This is a genomic window from Streptomyces sp. YGL11-2 (assembly GCF_050054615.1).
Lineage (GTDB): Bacteria > Actinomycetota > Actinomycetes > Streptomycetales > Streptomycetaceae > Streptomyces.
In genome coordinates this window covers 125256-139236 of the sequence record NZ_JBNHIN010000009.1, presented here as the reverse complement: position 1 = coordinate 139236, position 13981 = coordinate 125256, and the positions used below count along the sequence as shown (strand labels likewise).

Annotated in this window: 10 protein-coding genes; 7 read left to right on the top strand and 3 right to left on the bottom strand. The window is 71.5% G+C overall.

Annotation, left to right across the window (positions count from 1 at the left end):
- Positions 1–25: 25 nt before the first annotated feature.
- Positions 26–625 carry a biotin transporter BioY gene (locus ACO1BR_RS13115; RefSeq protein WP_426795237.1) on the bottom strand — a complete coding sequence of 200 codons (600 nt, stop codon included), beginning with the start codon at positions 623–625 and terminating at the stop codon, positions 26–28.
- A gap of 325 nt (positions 626–950) precedes the next feature.
- Between ACO1BR_RS13115 and ACO1BR_RS13110 the strand changes: the two genes are divergently transcribed.
- The 3 genes from ACO1BR_RS13110 (at position 951) to ACO1BR_RS13100 (ending at position 5021) form a co-directional block, all read left to right on the top strand.
- The gene (locus ACO1BR_RS13110; RefSeq protein WP_426795236.1) at positions 951–2369 is read left to right on the top strand and encodes an amino acid permease; all 1419 of its coding nucleotides are present in this window, start codon (positions 951–953) and stop codon (positions 2367–2369) included.
- Positions 2370–2654: 285 nt separating this feature from the next.
- Positions 2655–4076 (top strand): amino acid permease, encoded by a 1422-nt coding sequence (locus ACO1BR_RS13105; protein ID WP_426795235.1) that lies wholly within the window; start codon positions 2655–2657, stop codon positions 4074–4076.
- Positions 4077–4379: 303 nt separating this feature from the next.
- Entirely contained in the window at positions 4380–5021 is a 642-nt protein-coding gene (locus ACO1BR_RS13100) for a superoxide dismutase (RefSeq protein ID WP_426795234.1), read from the top strand.
- A gap of 145 nt (positions 5022–5166) precedes the next feature.
- On the opposite strand, the gene ACO1BR_RS13095 is transcribed toward ACO1BR_RS13100, so the two are convergent.
- On the bottom strand, positions 5167–5811 hold the full coding sequence (locus tag ACO1BR_RS13095) for a DsbA family protein (RefSeq protein ID WP_426795233.1): 645 nt from the start codon (positions 5809–5811) through the stop codon (positions 5167–5169).
- A gap of 113 nt (positions 5812–5924) precedes the next feature.
- Between ACO1BR_RS13095 and pepN (ACO1BR_RS13090) the strand changes: the two genes are divergently transcribed.
- The 3 genes from pepN (ACO1BR_RS13090) to ACO1BR_RS13080 all read left to right on the top strand — a co-directional run bounded on the left by pepN (ACO1BR_RS13090) (position 5925) and on the right by ACO1BR_RS13080 (position 10909).
- On the top strand, positions 5925–8513 hold the full coding sequence (pepN, locus tag ACO1BR_RS13090; RefSeq protein WP_426795232.1) for an aminopeptidase N: 2589 nt from the start codon (positions 5925–5927) through the stop codon (positions 8511–8513).
- A 124-nt stretch (positions 8514–8637) separates the two neighbouring features.
- On the top strand, positions 8638–9660 hold the full coding sequence (locus ACO1BR_RS13085; RefSeq protein ID WP_426795231.1) for a hypothetical protein: 1023 nt from the start codon (positions 8638–8640) through the stop codon (positions 9658–9660).
- 217 nt (positions 9661–9877) lie between these two features.
- Positions 9878–10909: an aspartate-semialdehyde dehydrogenase gene (locus ACO1BR_RS13080; protein ID WP_426795230.1), complete on the top strand. Its 1032-nt coding sequence runs from the start codon at positions 9878–9880 to the stop codon at positions 10907–10909.
- 65 nt (positions 10910–10974) lie between these two features.
- Here ACO1BR_RS13080 and ACO1BR_RS13075 read toward each other — a convergent pair whose 3' ends face one another.
- Positions 10975–11229 (bottom strand): hypothetical protein, encoded by a 255-nt coding sequence (locus ACO1BR_RS13075; RefSeq protein WP_426795229.1) that lies wholly within the window; start codon positions 11227–11229, stop codon positions 10975–10977.
- 121 nt (positions 11230–11350) lie between these two features.
- Between ACO1BR_RS13075 and pepN (ACO1BR_RS13070) the strand changes: the two genes are divergently transcribed.
- A complete protein-coding gene (gene pepN, locus ACO1BR_RS13070) occupies positions 11351–13921 on the top strand; it encodes an aminopeptidase N (RefSeq protein WP_426795228.1) in 2571 nt (856 codons plus the stop codon).
- Positions 13922–13981: the final 60 nt, after the last annotated feature.

The following is a 13981-nucleotide window of genomic DNA, read 5'->3' as shown; positions in this document are numbered from 1 at the left end:
TGCGGGCCCCGCCGTGCGCGGTGCGTCAGCCGCGGCGGCCGGCCAGCTTCCAGGCGGCCGGCAGGGCGCCCATAGCCAGGGCGATCTTGAGGGCGTCGCCGAGGAGGAACGGCACCATGCCGACGGCGACGGCCTTGCCGAGGGGCATCCCCGTGCTGAAAGCGAGGAAGGGGACGCCTGTCGCGTAGATGAGGGCGTTGCCCGCGGCCATGGTGCCGGCGGTGCGCAGCACCCCGCGGTCGCCGCCGCGGCGGGCCAGCGCGCCCACGGCGGTGGCGGCGAGCAGCATGCCGAGGACGTAGCCGAAGGTGGCACCGCCCGCGCCCGAGGCGCCGCCCGCGAACCACGGCATCCCGGCGACGCCCGCGATGGCGTACAGCGCGAGCGAGAGCAGACCGCGGCCGGCCCCGAGGGAGGCGCCGACCAGGAGGGCGGCGAAGGTCTGGCCGGTGACCGGGACCGGGGAGCCGGGGATCGGCACGGCGATCTGGGCTGCGACACCGGTGAGGGCGGCGCCGCCGACGACCAGCGCGGCGTCGCGGACGCGGGCGCGGGTGGCGGTGGCGGCCGGCAGCAGGTCGGCGAGAACCGCACCTGGGTTGAGGGCGGGTGCTGCTGTGCTCATCGGTACTCCGCGGGGTGAGGGATGCGGGACGGTCGGGACGCGATGACGGTAGTCCAGCGGGCCGTTGGCGATCATCGTGTGGCACCGACAAAGCCGTACCGGCCCGCTTGGAGACTTCCGAACATCCGCCAGAATGCCGGGCGTTGCCGGGTCGCGGGGCGTCTTTGCAGGTCACGTGATGCTCATCACGGCCGGGTTGGCGAGCGGGCGCCGGTTTTGTGGTAGCGCGGGGCGGGCGGTGACACTGGGCGGCGACCCGCGGTGACCTGTGGAGTTCCCCCAAAGCCGTCGGCGGCCCGGCCGCCCTGTCGCGAGAGTACGCACCATGCACGACGCACCGCCTCCGGTCGGGAAAGAGCCGCTGTCCACGGGGCTCAAGCAGCGCCATCTGACGATGCTGGGGCTGGGCGGGGTGATCGGCGCGGGGCTGTTCGTGGGCTCCGGGGCGGGGATCTCGGTGGCCGGGCCGGGCATCGTGCTGTCGTATCTGATCGCCGGCGCGCTGGCGATGCTGATCATGCGGATGCTCGGGGAGATGTCGGCGGCCATGCCGGCGTCGGGGGCGTTCTCGGTGCACGCGGAGCGGGCGCTGGGGCGCTGGGCCGGGTTCAGCGTCGGCTGGCTGTACTGGTTCCTGCTGGTGGTGGTGCTCGCCGTGGAGGCCACCGGGGCGGCGCAGATCGCGCACGGCTGGGTGCCGGCGGTGCCGCAGTGGGGCTGGGTGCTGGTCTTCATGCTCGTCTTCACCGCCGCCAACCTGGCCTCGGTGAAGAACTTCGGGGAGTTCGAGTTCTGGTTCGCGGCGCTGAAGGTCACCGCGATCGTGCTGTTCCTGGCGCTGAGCCTGCTGGCGGTCTTCGGGGTGTTGCCGGACACCCACCCCGTCGGGCTGGCCAACCTCACCGGGCAGGGCGGCTTCCTGCCGCACGGCTGGGGCGGGGTGGTCTCCGGCGTCCTCGCGGTGGTGTTCGCCTTCGGCGGGCTGGAGGTGGTCACCATCGCGGCGGCCGAGTCGGACGACCCGGCGCGGGCGGTGGGCCGGGCGGTGCGCAGCGCGGTGTGGCGGATCCTCTTCTTCTACGTGGGCTCGATGCTGGTCATCGTGACCGTGCTGCCCTGGTCGTCGATGCGGCCGGGCACGAGCCCGTACGTGATGGTGCTGGACCACATCGGGGTACCGGGCGCCGGGCAGATCATGAACATCGTGGTGTTCGTGGCGCTGCTCTCGGCGCTGAACGCCAATCTCTACGGTGCGTCGCGGATGGTGTTCTCGCTGGCCGAGCGCGGCGAGGCGCCGCGCGGGCTGCTGAAGGTGTCGGGACGGGGGTCCCCCCGCTCGGGCGAAGCCGAGAGTGGCGGCGGGGTGCCGCGGCGGGCGGTGCTGGCGTCGGTGGCGTTCGGCTTCGTGTCCGTCCTGCTGAATCTCCGGTGGCCGGATTCGGTCTTCCTCTACATGCTCAACGCGGTCGGTGCGGTGCTGCTGTTCGTCTGGGGGCTGATCGCCGTCTCCCAACTCCGGCTCCGGCCTCGCATCGAGCGGGAGGCACCGGAGAAGCTCGCCCTGCGGATGTGGGCGTTCCCCTATCTGACGTGGCTGGCGATGGCGGGGATGGCGGCCGTGATCGTGCTGATGCTCACCGACGACGCGGCCCGGCCGCAGCTGCTGTGGTCGGCCGGGGCGACCGCGGCGGTGCTGGTGGTGGCCGGTATACGGGAGCTGCGGGACCGCCGCGTACGGGACTGAGCCGGCGGCGTCCGGGCCGCCGCGGCGCTCCCCCGGGGGCGCGCGTGGCGACCCCTGGCGCACATGAGACACACGTCACATTCGCGGCATTCGACGATCTATCAGGCACGCATGGTCACGATCCCGTCTGAATACCGAACAATCGCTGCATGCCTGTTGCCCTGAGCGGACACCGGCACTCAAACTGGGCCAGCTTTGCCGAGGACCCCGGTTGTGAGCCGTCCGCGGCCCCGGGAGACCGCAGTTCCGCCCGCTCCGCATCTCAACTACTGGGACAGGTACGACATGAATCGGACACCCTCGTCCGCCGCGGCCGGCCGCGAGCGGGCCGACGCGGTCCAGGGCGCCGGCCAGGACGGCGGCTCGCTGTCCAACGGCCTCAAGCAGCGCCACCTTTCGATGATCGCCCTCGGCGGCGTGATCGGGGCCGGGCTGTTCGTCGGCTCCCGCGCGGGCATCGCGGCGGCCGGCCCGTCGATCGTGCTGGCGTACGCCGTCTCCGGCGCGCTGGTCATGCTGATCATGCGGATGCTCGGCGAGATGGCCGCGGCCAATCCGGCGTCCGGCTCCTTCTCGGTGCACGCCGAGCGCTCCATCGGCTCGTGGGCCGGCTTCACCGTGGGCTGGATGTTCACCGCGCTGCTGTGTGTGGCGGTGGCCGCCGAGGCGCTGGGTGCCGCGGACGTGATGCACCAGTGGTTCCCGTCCACCCAGCCGTGGATGTGGGTGCTGCTATTCATGGTGATCTTCACCGGGACGAACCTGGCGGCGGTCGGCAACTTCGGTGAGTTCGAGTTCTGGTTCGCCACCCTGAAGGTCGCCGCGATCGGCATCTTCCTGATCCTGGGCGTGCTGGCCATCCTCGGCCTGCTGCCCGGCACCTCGGCTCCCGGCACCTCGCACCTCACCGGCGACGGCGGCTTCCTGCCCAAGGGCGTCGACGGCCTGATGGTCGGTCTGCTGGCGTCGGTCTTCGCCTACGGCGGCCTGGAGACGGTGACCATCGCCGCCGCCGAGTCCAAGGACCCGGTGCGCGGGGTGGCCCGCGCGGTGCGCACCGCGATGTGGCGGATCGCCCTCTTCTACGTCGGCTCGATGGCGGTCATCGTCACGGTCATACCGTGGAGCGCGCCGTCCATCGCCAAGAGCGGCCCGTACGTGGCGGTGCTGGACTACCTGAAGATCCCGGCGGCCGGCCAGATCATGAACGCGGTCATCCTGGTCGCGCTGCTCTCCGCGGTGAACGCCAACATCTACGGCGCGTCGCGGATGGCCTACTCCCTCATCTCCCGCGGCCAGGGCCCGGCCTTCCTCGGGAAGGTCAGCGGCGGGGTGCCGCGCCGGGCGGTGCTGCTCTGCTCGGCCTTCGGGTTCATCGCGGTGCTCTTCAGCTTCCTGTGGCCCACCACGCTCTTCCAGTGGCTGCTGAACATGGTCGGCGCGGCCGTCCTGGTGGTCTGGGGCTTCATCGCGGTCGCCCAGCTGCGGATGCGGCGGCGGCTGGAGCGCGAGGCGCCGGAGAGGCTGGTGGTCAAGATGTGGGCCTTCCCGGCGCTGACCTGGGTGGCGCTGGCCGGCATCGTGGCGGTGCTGGTCCTGATGCTGCGCGACGACAACCAGCGGATCCAGCTGCTGTTCACCGGCGGCTTCGGCGTGGTGCTGACGGTGATCGGGCTGCTGCGGCAACGGGCGCTGCGCAACCGGTAGTTCTCCTTCCGGACCCCGTGAGGCGGGGCGGGACCTCCTTCCGAGGTCCCGCCCCGCCTCCGTCTTTGGGACCAGGCCGGCGGCACCCCCGTCCGGTGATCACTCCTGCTGATAGCGTGCTCTTGCACATTATTTGCAACTACTGCATTTACGCAGCTNCCCCCCCCCCCCCCCCCCCCCCCCCGCCTCCGTCTTTGGGACCAGGCCGGCGGCACCCCCGTCCGGTGATCACTCCTGCTGATAGCGTGCTCTTGCACATTATTTGCAACTACTGCATTTACGCAGCTTGGAGGCGGGATCGGCATGGCGACCTACACACTTCCGGAACTCCCCTACGACTACGCGGCGCTGGCTCCGGTCATCAGCCCGGAGATCATCGAGCTGCACCACGACAAGCACCACGCCGCGTATGTGAAGGGCGCCAACGACACCCTGGAGCAGCTGGCCGAGGCCCGCGACAAGGACCAGTGGGGCAGCGTCAACGGCCTGGAGAAGAACCTGGCGTTCCACCTCTCCGGCCACATCCTGCACAGCATCTACTGGCACAACATGACCGGTGACGGCGGCGGCGAGCCGCTGGAGAAGGACGGCGTGGGCGAGCTGGCCGACGCCATCGCCGAGAGCTTCGGCTCGTTCGCCAAGTTCAAGACCCAGCTCTCCAAGGCATCGGCGACCACCCAGGGCTCCGGCTGGGGCGTCCTGGCCTACGAGCCGGTCACCGGCCGCCTCATCGTCGAGCAGATCTACGACCACCAGGGCAACGTCGGCCAGGGCTCCGTGCCCCTCCTCGTCTTCGACGCCTGGGAGCACGCCTTCTACCTCCAGTACAAGAACCAGAAGGTCGACTTCATCGAAGCCATGTGGAACGTCGTCAACTGGCAGGACGTCGCCAAGCGCTACGCATCCGCGAAGGAGCGCGCCAACAACCTGCTGCTGGCGCCGTAACGACGTTACAGACGCCCTGCCTCGTGATCGTCTTCTCACCGTTCACCCGGCAGGCGGAAGAGAGCGAAGCCCCCGCGAAGACATGAGTCGCGGGGGCTTCGTGCGCGCTGCGCCCGGTGCCGGCCAGCCAGAGACCGGTGGGAGCTCAGTCGAAGATCGGGCCCTGCGTCCGCGTCCGCTTGATCTCGTAGAAACCCGGGATCGACGCCACCATCAGCGTGCCGTCCCAGAGCTTGGCGGCCTCTTCGCCCTTGGGGGCGGGGGTGACGACCGGGCCGAAGAAGGCGATCTGGTCGCCGTCGGAGCCGGGGACGGCGATGACCGGGGTGCCGACCTCCTGGCCGACCAGGTCGATGCCCGCCTTGTGGGAGGCGCGCAGCTCCGCGTCGTAGGTGTCCTTGTCGGCATAGTCGATCAGGTCGGCGGGCAGGCCGGCGTCGGCGAGCGCACCCGCGATCGACTCGCGGTTCACGCCCTCGCCCGCGTTGTGGAAGCGGTTGCCCATCGCGGTGTAGAGCGTGCCGACGGCCTCGTCGCCGTGCAGCTGCTGCGCTGCGGTCACCACGCGGACCGGGCCCCAGGACTTGCCGCCGGGGCGCATGTTCGCCGCGTACTCCTCAGGGAGCGTGTCGAGTTTGTTCTCGTTGAGGACGGCCAGGCTCATCACATGCCAGCGCACCTCCACCGGACGGACCTTCTCCACCTCCAGCATCCAGCGGGAGGTCATCCAGGCCCAGGGGCACAGCGGGTCGAACCAGAAGTCTGCCGGGGTCTTGGCGGTCTCGGACACGGGGTCTCCTTTGAAAGGCTGTGCAGCGTTCTTCCGTGGACGGTTCAACCGCCGGTCGCCGTGCCATGATTCCCAGTGTTCGATATTCGTGACGAGGGCGAGGGAGGCACGTCGTGCCAGGTGAGAATCTGACGCGGGACGAGGCACGTGAGCGGGGCCGGCTGCTGAACGTCGACGGTTACGACGTCGCGCTGGATGTCCGCTCAGCGGTCACCCGGGGCGCGGAGGCCGCCACCTTCCGCTCCCGCACGACCATCCGCTTCCGGTGCGCCGAGCCCGGCGCCTCGTCCTTCGCGGACCTCCTGGCCCCCTCGGTCCGCTCGGTCACCCTCAACGGCCGGGAGCTGGAACCGGCCGCGGTCTTCGACGGCAGCCGGATCGCGCTGGACGGCCTCGCCGCCGAGAACACCCTGGTGGTCGACGCGGACTGCGCCTACAGCCGGACCGGCGAGGGCCTGCACCGCTTCGTCGACCCCGAGGACGGCGAGGTCTACCTCTACACCCAGTACGAGCCCGCCGACGCGCGCCGGGTCTTCGCCAACTTCGAACAGCCCGACCTGAAGGCCCCGTTCACCTTCGAGGTCACCGCGCCCGAGGGCTGGCTGGTGCTCGGCAACGGCGCCCAGGACCGCGCCGCCAAGGACGGGACACACCGCTTCGCGACCACCCAGCCGATCTCGACGTACATCACCGCCGTCGTCGCCGGGCCGTACCACTACGTCACCGACACCTACCGCCGCACCTTCAAGGACGGCGGCGAGCTGGAGATCCCGCTCGGCGCGCTGTGCCGCAAGGGGCTGGCCCGGCACTTCGACGCGGACGACATCTTCACCGTCACCAAGCAGGGCCTGGACTTCTTCCACGACCACTTCGACTTCCCCTACCCCTTCGGGAAGTACGACCAGGCGTTCGTCCCCGAGTACAACCTCGGCGCGATGGAGAACCCGGGCTGCGTCACCTTCCGCGAGGAGTTCGTCTTCCGCGGGAAGGTGACCGAGGCGTCCTACGAGCGCCGGGCCAACGTCATCCTGCACGAGATGGCGCACATGTGGTTCGGCGACCTGGTCACCATGCACTGGTGGGACGACCTGTGGCTCAAGGAGTCCTACGCGGACTTCATGGGCAGCTTCGCGCAGGTGGGCGCGACCCGCTTCACGGACGGCTGGATCACCTTCGCCAACCGCCGCAAGTCCTGGGCCTACCGGGCCGACCAGCTGCCCTCCACCCACCCGGTCACGGCCGACATCCGGGACCTGGAGGACGCCAAGCTGAACTTCGACGGCATCACCTACGCCAAGGGCGCGAGCGTGCTCAAGCAACTGGTGGCGTACGTGGGGCAGGACGCGTTCCTGGAGGGCGCGCGGCGGTACTTCAAGCGGCACGCCTACGGCAACACCCGGCTGACGGACCTGCTGTCGGTGCTGGAGGAGACCTCCGGGCGGGACCTGACGGCCTGGTCGCGCGCCTGGCTGGAGACCGCGGGCGTCAACTCCCTCACCCCGCAGGTCACTTACGACTCCCAGGACCGGATCACCGAGCTGGCGATCGTCCAGGAGGCGAGCGAGCAGCACCCCGAACTCCGGCCGCACCGGGTCGCGGTGGGCCTCTACCGCCGCCTCGACGCGGACTCCGCGCTGGTGCGGTACGCCCGCGCCGAGGTGGACGTCGCCGGGCAGCGCACGTCCGTGCCGGAGCTGGCCGGCGCCGAGCGGCCCGAGCTGGTCCTGGTCAACGACGAGGACCTGACGTACTGCAAGATCCGGTTCGACGAGGGGTCGCTGGCCACCCTGCGGGCCCGGCTCGGCGATCTGCGGGACCCCCTCGCCCGGGCGCTGTGCTGGGCCGCGCTGTGGGGGCTGACCCGGGACGGGCTGATGCCGGCCCGCGACTTCCTGGACCTGGTGCGGCGGTTCGGCGGCGCCGAGACCGTGATCGGCGTACTGCAGTCCGTGCACGGCCAGGCGGAGACGGCACTGGAGCACTACACCGCGCCGGAACACCACGAGAGCGCCGCCCGGGCACTGTCCGAGGGCGCGCTGCGCGAGCTGCGGGTGGCCGACCCGGGCAGCGGCCACCAGCTCAGCTGGGCGCGGCACTTCGCCGCGGTCGCCACCACGCCGGCCGACCTCCAGCTGCTGACCGGGCTGCTGGACGGCACCGCGAAGATCGACGGGCTGGACGTGGACCAGGAGCTGCGCTGGGCGTTCCTGCTGCCGCTGGCCGCACACGGGGTCGCCGACGAGTCGGTGATCGCCGCCGAGCTCGCCCGCGACGACACCGCCTCCGGCAAGCGCCACCAGGTGCGCTGCCTGGCCGCCCGCCCCGCGGCCGAGGTCAAGGCGCAGGGTTGGGCGGACGTGGTGGAGTCCGACACCCTCTCCAACGCGCTGGTGGAGGCGACCCTCAGCGGTTTCGCGCAGCCGGGGCAGCGGGAGCTGCTGGCGCCGTACACCGCGCGCTACTTCGCCGCGATCGAGCGGATCTGGCGGGAGCGGTCCATCGAGATCGCGATGTCCGTGGTGCGCGGGCTGTTCCCGTCCTGGCAGGTGGACCGGGCCACGCTGGACGCCGCGGACGCCTGGCTGGCCGAGCACGACCAGGCGGCGCCCGCGCTGCGCCGGCTGGTGCTGGAGGAGCGGGACGATCTGGCCCGGGCGCTGCGCGCACAGGCTTGTGACGAGGCGGCCGGGCGGCGGCCGTAACCCTCCCCCCGACCAGCTGGTATCGGCAGTCGAACGCCCGTACTTGAGGGCATTATTGTCCCGCTTGTGCCACAGGCGGGTAACAGCGGTTAGGGGGCGGAGCGGCGCCGGGAATCGCCCTGGCATGAACCACGACACCCCGCTCTCCCCCCTCCCCCTCCGCCACCTCTCCCACGTCCACCGCCGGGTATTGACGGTGCGTCAGCTACGGGAGCACGGCGTCCCGGCCGCGGAGACCGCCGCCCGGTGCCGGCCCGGCGGCCCCTGGCAGCAGCTGCTCCCCGGCGTGTACCTGCTGCACCAGGGGCCGCCCACCAGCGAGGAGCGGCTGCACGCGGCGCTGCTCTACGCCCGGCACCGCGGCCCGACGGTGCCCGGCCAGGGCGGCACGCAGCCGTCCGCGCCGGAACCGATGATCACCGGGCTGGCGGCGCTCGCCCTGTACGGCTTCACCGCCGCTCCCCCGCTGCTGTCCCTGGAGCGGATCGAGGTGCTGGTCACCCGGTCCCGGCGGCTGCGCTCGGCCGGATTCACGCAGCTCGTCCGGGGCGCCGACCTGCCGCTCCCCCAGGTGGTCACCGGAGTGCCCACCGCGCCCGTCCAGCGCGCGCTGGCCGACGCGGTCGCCGGGCTGACCGACGCCTGCCTGGTCCGTCGGCTGCTCGCCGAGGCGGTCCGCGGCGGCCACTGCGAGGCGCCCGCGGTCGTCCGGGAGCTGAGCCGGGCCCGGCTGCTGCACCGGCCGCACGTGGTGGACGCGGTGGACACCCTGCTCGCCGAGGGCCGCGCGCTGGCTGAGCAGCGGCTCTACGGGATGGTCCGCGCCCACGGCCTGCCCGACCCCTTCTGGAACGTCGATCTGCGGCTGCCGGGCGGCCCGCACCTGGGCGGCGTGGACGCGTACTGGCCCGAGCACGGGGTGGCCCTGGAGATCGACACCCGCGCCCCGCGCCCCACCGTCGACCCGGTGAACACCCCGTACGACGAGCACCGCGAAGCGCTGGAACAGCTGGGCATCACGGTCGTGCGCTGCCTGCCGCGGCTGCTGCGCGACGCGCCCGAGCAACTGGCGACGGTGGTCCGTACCGCCCTGATGGCGGCGCTGGACCGGGAACCGCAGGCGTATGTGGTGGTCCTGCCGCGCTGACTGCGGCGCCGCGGAGCTGCGGATGTCACCCTCCGGCGCCGCTCGGCGACCGTGCGCGACACCCCGTGCGGGGCCCGCCGGCCCGCGGCTCCATCCACTGGAACGGATTGGACAAGGCGACGGGTCTCACACACATGATGGGAGCGCCACTGAGCAGGTGTCCCCTCGCAGACACCCGGAGCCGGGCCGGACGGCCAGGTAAGAAAGAAGGAGTCCCATGAGGATCGGTATCGTCGGAGCCACCGGACAGGTCGGCGGCGTGATGCGGCGCATTCTCGCCGAGCGCAACTTCCCGGTCGAGCAGCTGCGGCTGTTCGCTTCGGCCCGGTCCGCCGGACGGACGCTGCCCTGGCAGGGCACCGAGATCACCGTGGAGGACGCGGCCACCGCGGACTACTCCGGACTCGACATCGTGCTCTTCTCGGCCGGCGGCGCCACCTCGAAGGCGCTCGCGGAGAAGGTCGCCGACGCCGGCCCGGTCGTGATCGACAACTCCTCGGCCTGGCGCCGCGACCCCGAGGTCCCGCTGGTCGTCGCCGAGGTCAACCCGCAGGCGATCGGGGACCGCCCCAAGGGCATCATCGCCAACCCGAACTGCACCACCATGGCCGCCATGCCGGTGCTGCGCCCGCTGCACGAGGAGGCCGGGCTGGTCTCGCTCGTCGTCGCCACCTACCAGGCGGTCTCCGGCAGCGGCCTGGCCGGCGTCGCGGAGCTGGACGGCCAGACCCGCAAGGTCGTCGAGCAGGACGCCACCAAGCTCACCCACGACGGCTCCGCGGTGGAGTTCCCGGCCCCGGACACCTATGTCCGCCCGATCGCCTTCAACGTCCTGCCGATGGCCGGCTCCGTCGTGGACGACGGCCTGAACGAGACCGACGAGGAGCAGAAGCTCCGCAACGAGAGCCGCAAGATCCTCGGCATCCCGGAGCTGAAGGTGTCCGGCACCTGCGTGCGGGTCCCGGTCTTCACCGGCCACTCGCTCCAGATCAACGCCCGGTTCGCCCGTCCGATCGAGCCCGCCCGCGCCCAGGAGCTGCTGGCCGGCGCCCCCGGCGTCGAGCTCTCCGACGTCCCCACCCCCCTCCAGGCCGCGGGCCGGGACGCGTCGTTCGTCGGCCGCATCCGCCGCGACGAGACCGCCGAGAACGGCCTCGCGCTCTTCGTCTCCAACGACAACCTCCGCAAGGGCGCGGCCCTGAACGCCGTCCAGATCGCCGAGCTGGTCGCCGCCGAGCTGCGCGGCTGACCGGATCCCTCGGCGGCCGGTGCCCGTACGGAGCGACTCCGTACGGGCACCGGCCGCCGTCGGCGCTACCTACCCGTTTCGCCGGGGAAACCGCTGGTGTCGACGGCGAACGTGCGCCCGTCCGCCAGGTCCGTCTCCACGACATCGCCGTAGGCGAACGGCGTGCTCTTCGCGTAACCGTCGGCGCCGCTGCCCTCGTAGAGCGTGCAGGCCCGGGTGAAGGGATCGATGATCACCTTTCCGCCGATGATCTCGACGACGTACCCCTCGCTGTGCGTCCGGGCTTCCACCTCGCGCCAGAGCCGGTCGAGTACCGCCACGGCCCTCACCTCACCCGTCCGACTGCCTCTGCGCTCACGTTACCCACCGGCTCTGACAGACACGGCGTGGAAGGATGGCCGAAGAGTCCGATGCGATGACGAATGCGAAGGAGAGGCACGGGTGCCTGGCACGAATCTGACCCGCGAAGAGGCGCAGGAGCGGGCGCGGCTGCTCACCGTCGACGCGTACGAGATCGATCTGGACCTGAGCGGTGCGCAGGAGGGGGGCACGTTCCGGTCCGTTACCACGGTGCGGTTCGAGGCCGCCGAGGAAGGCGCGGAGTCGTTCATCGACCTGGCCGCCCCGACCGTGCGCGAAGTGGTGCTCAACGGCGCGGCGCTGGACGTGGCCGAGGTCTTCAAGGACTCCCGGATCGCGCTGCCGGGTCTGCGGGCCGGCGGCAACGAGCTGACGGTCGTCGCGGACTGCGCGTACACCAACAGCGGTGAGGGGCTGCACCGGTTCGTCGACCCGGTGGACCAGCAGGCGTACCTCTACACGCAGTTCGAGGTGCCGGACGCCCGGCGGGTGTTCGCCAGCTTCGAGCAGCCGGACCTCAAGGGGACGTTCCGGTTCACCGTCACGGCGCCGCAGGGCTGGACGGTGATCTCCAACTCTCCGACGCCCGAACCCGCCGACAACGTGTGGCGGTTCGCGCCCACGCCGCGGATCTCCACGTACATCACGGCGCTGATCGCCGGCCCGTACCACAGCGTGCACAGCACCTGGGAGGGCGCGGACGGGCGCTCCGTGCCGCTGGGGATCTACTGCCGGCCGTCGCTGGCCGAGCACCTGGACGCGGAGGAGATCTTCGCGGTCACCCGGCAGGGGTTCGACTGGTTCCAGGAGAAGTTCGACTACGACTACCCGTTCGCGAAGTACGACCAGCTCTTCGTGCCGGAGTTCAACGCCGGGGCGATGGAGAACGCCGGCGCGGTCACCATCCGCGACCAGTACGTCTTCCGCTCGAAGGTGACCGACGCGGCGTACGAGGTGCGCGCGGAGACGATCCTGCACGAGCTGGCGCACATGTGGTTCGGCGACCTGGTCACCATGGAGTGGTGGAACGACCTGTGGCTGAACGAGTCGTTCGCCACGTACACCTCGATCGCCTGCCAGGCGTACGCGCCGGGCAGCAAGTGGCCGCACTCCTGGACCACGTTCGCCAACTCCATGAAGACGTGGGCCTACCGGCAGGACCAGCTGCCGTCCACCCACCCGATCATGGCGGAGATCCGCGACCTGGACGACGTCCTGGTCAACTTCGACGGCATCACCTACGCCAAGGGCGCCAGCGTCCTCAAGCAGCTGGTGGCCTACGTCGGCATGGACGAGTTCTTCAAGGGCGTGCAGGCGTACTTCAAGGCGCACGCCTTCGGCAACACGCGGCTGAGCGACCTGCTCGGGGCGCTGGAGGAGACCAGCGGCCGGGACCTGAAGACCTGGTCGAAGAAGTGGCTGGAGACGGCCGGCATCAACATCCTGCGGCCGGAGATCGAGCTGGCCGCGGACGGCACCGTCGCCTCGTTCGCGGTACGGCAGGAGGCGCCCGCGCTGCCCGCCGGGGCCACCGGCGAGGCGGTGCTGCGCCCGCACCGGATCGCGATCGGCTACTACGACCTCCAGGACGGCGGGCTCGTCCGCACCGGCGGCGTCGAGCTGGACGTGGACGGCGAGCTGACCGAGGTCCCGTACCCGAAGGGCACGCCGCGGCCGGACGTGATCCTGCTCAACGACGGCGACCTGTCGTACGCGAAGGTGCGGCTGGACGAGCAGTCGCTGAAGGTCGTCACCGAGCACCTGGGCGACTTCACCGAGTCGCTGCCGCGGGCCCTGTCGTGGGCGTCGGCCTGGGACATGACCCGGGACGCCGAACTCCCCACCCGCGACTACCTCTCGCTGGTGCTGTCCGGGGTCGGCAAGGAGAGCGACATCGGCGTCGTCCAGTCCCTGCACCGCCAGGTGAAGCTGGCGGTCGACCTGTACGCGGCGCCGGAATGGTGCGAGAGCGGGCTGGCGACCTGGACCGAGGCCGCGCTCGCGCAGCTGCGGGCGGCGGCCCCGGGCAGTGACCACCAGCTGGCCTGGGCCCGCGCGCTGGCCGCGTCGGCGCGTACCGACGCCCAACTGGACCTGCTCCAGGGGCTGCTGGACGGCACGCAGGAGATCGCCGGGCTGGCCGTGGACACCGAGCTGCGCTGGTCGCTGCTGGAGCGGCTGGCGGCCACCGGCCGGGCGGACGAGAAGGCGATCGCCGCGGAGCTGGAGCGGGACAAGACCTCGGCGGGCGAGCGGCACGCGGCGACCGCCCGCGCGGCGCGTCCGACGGCGGAGGCGAAGGCCGAAGCCTGGGCCTCGGTGGTGGAGTCCGACCGGCTGCCGAACGCCGTCCAGGAGGCCGTCATCGCCGGCTTCGTGCAGACCGACCAGCGGGAGCTGCTGGCGCCGTACACGGCGAAGTACTTCGACGCCGTGAAGGGCGTCTGGGACTCCCGCAGCCACGAGATGGCCCAGCAGATCGTGGTGGGCCTCTACCCGTCCCTCCAGGTCTCCCAGGAGACGCTGGACGCCACGGACGCCTGGCTGGCCGCGGCCGACCCGAGCCCGGCGCTGCGCCGCCTGGTGACGGAGTCGCGCGCGGGCGTCGAGCGGGCCCTCAAGGCCCGGGCGGCGGACGCGGCGGCGGGCTGACCCGCACCCCGCGCACACAGCACAGGGGCGTGCCCCGGAACCTCACGGGTTCCGGGGCAC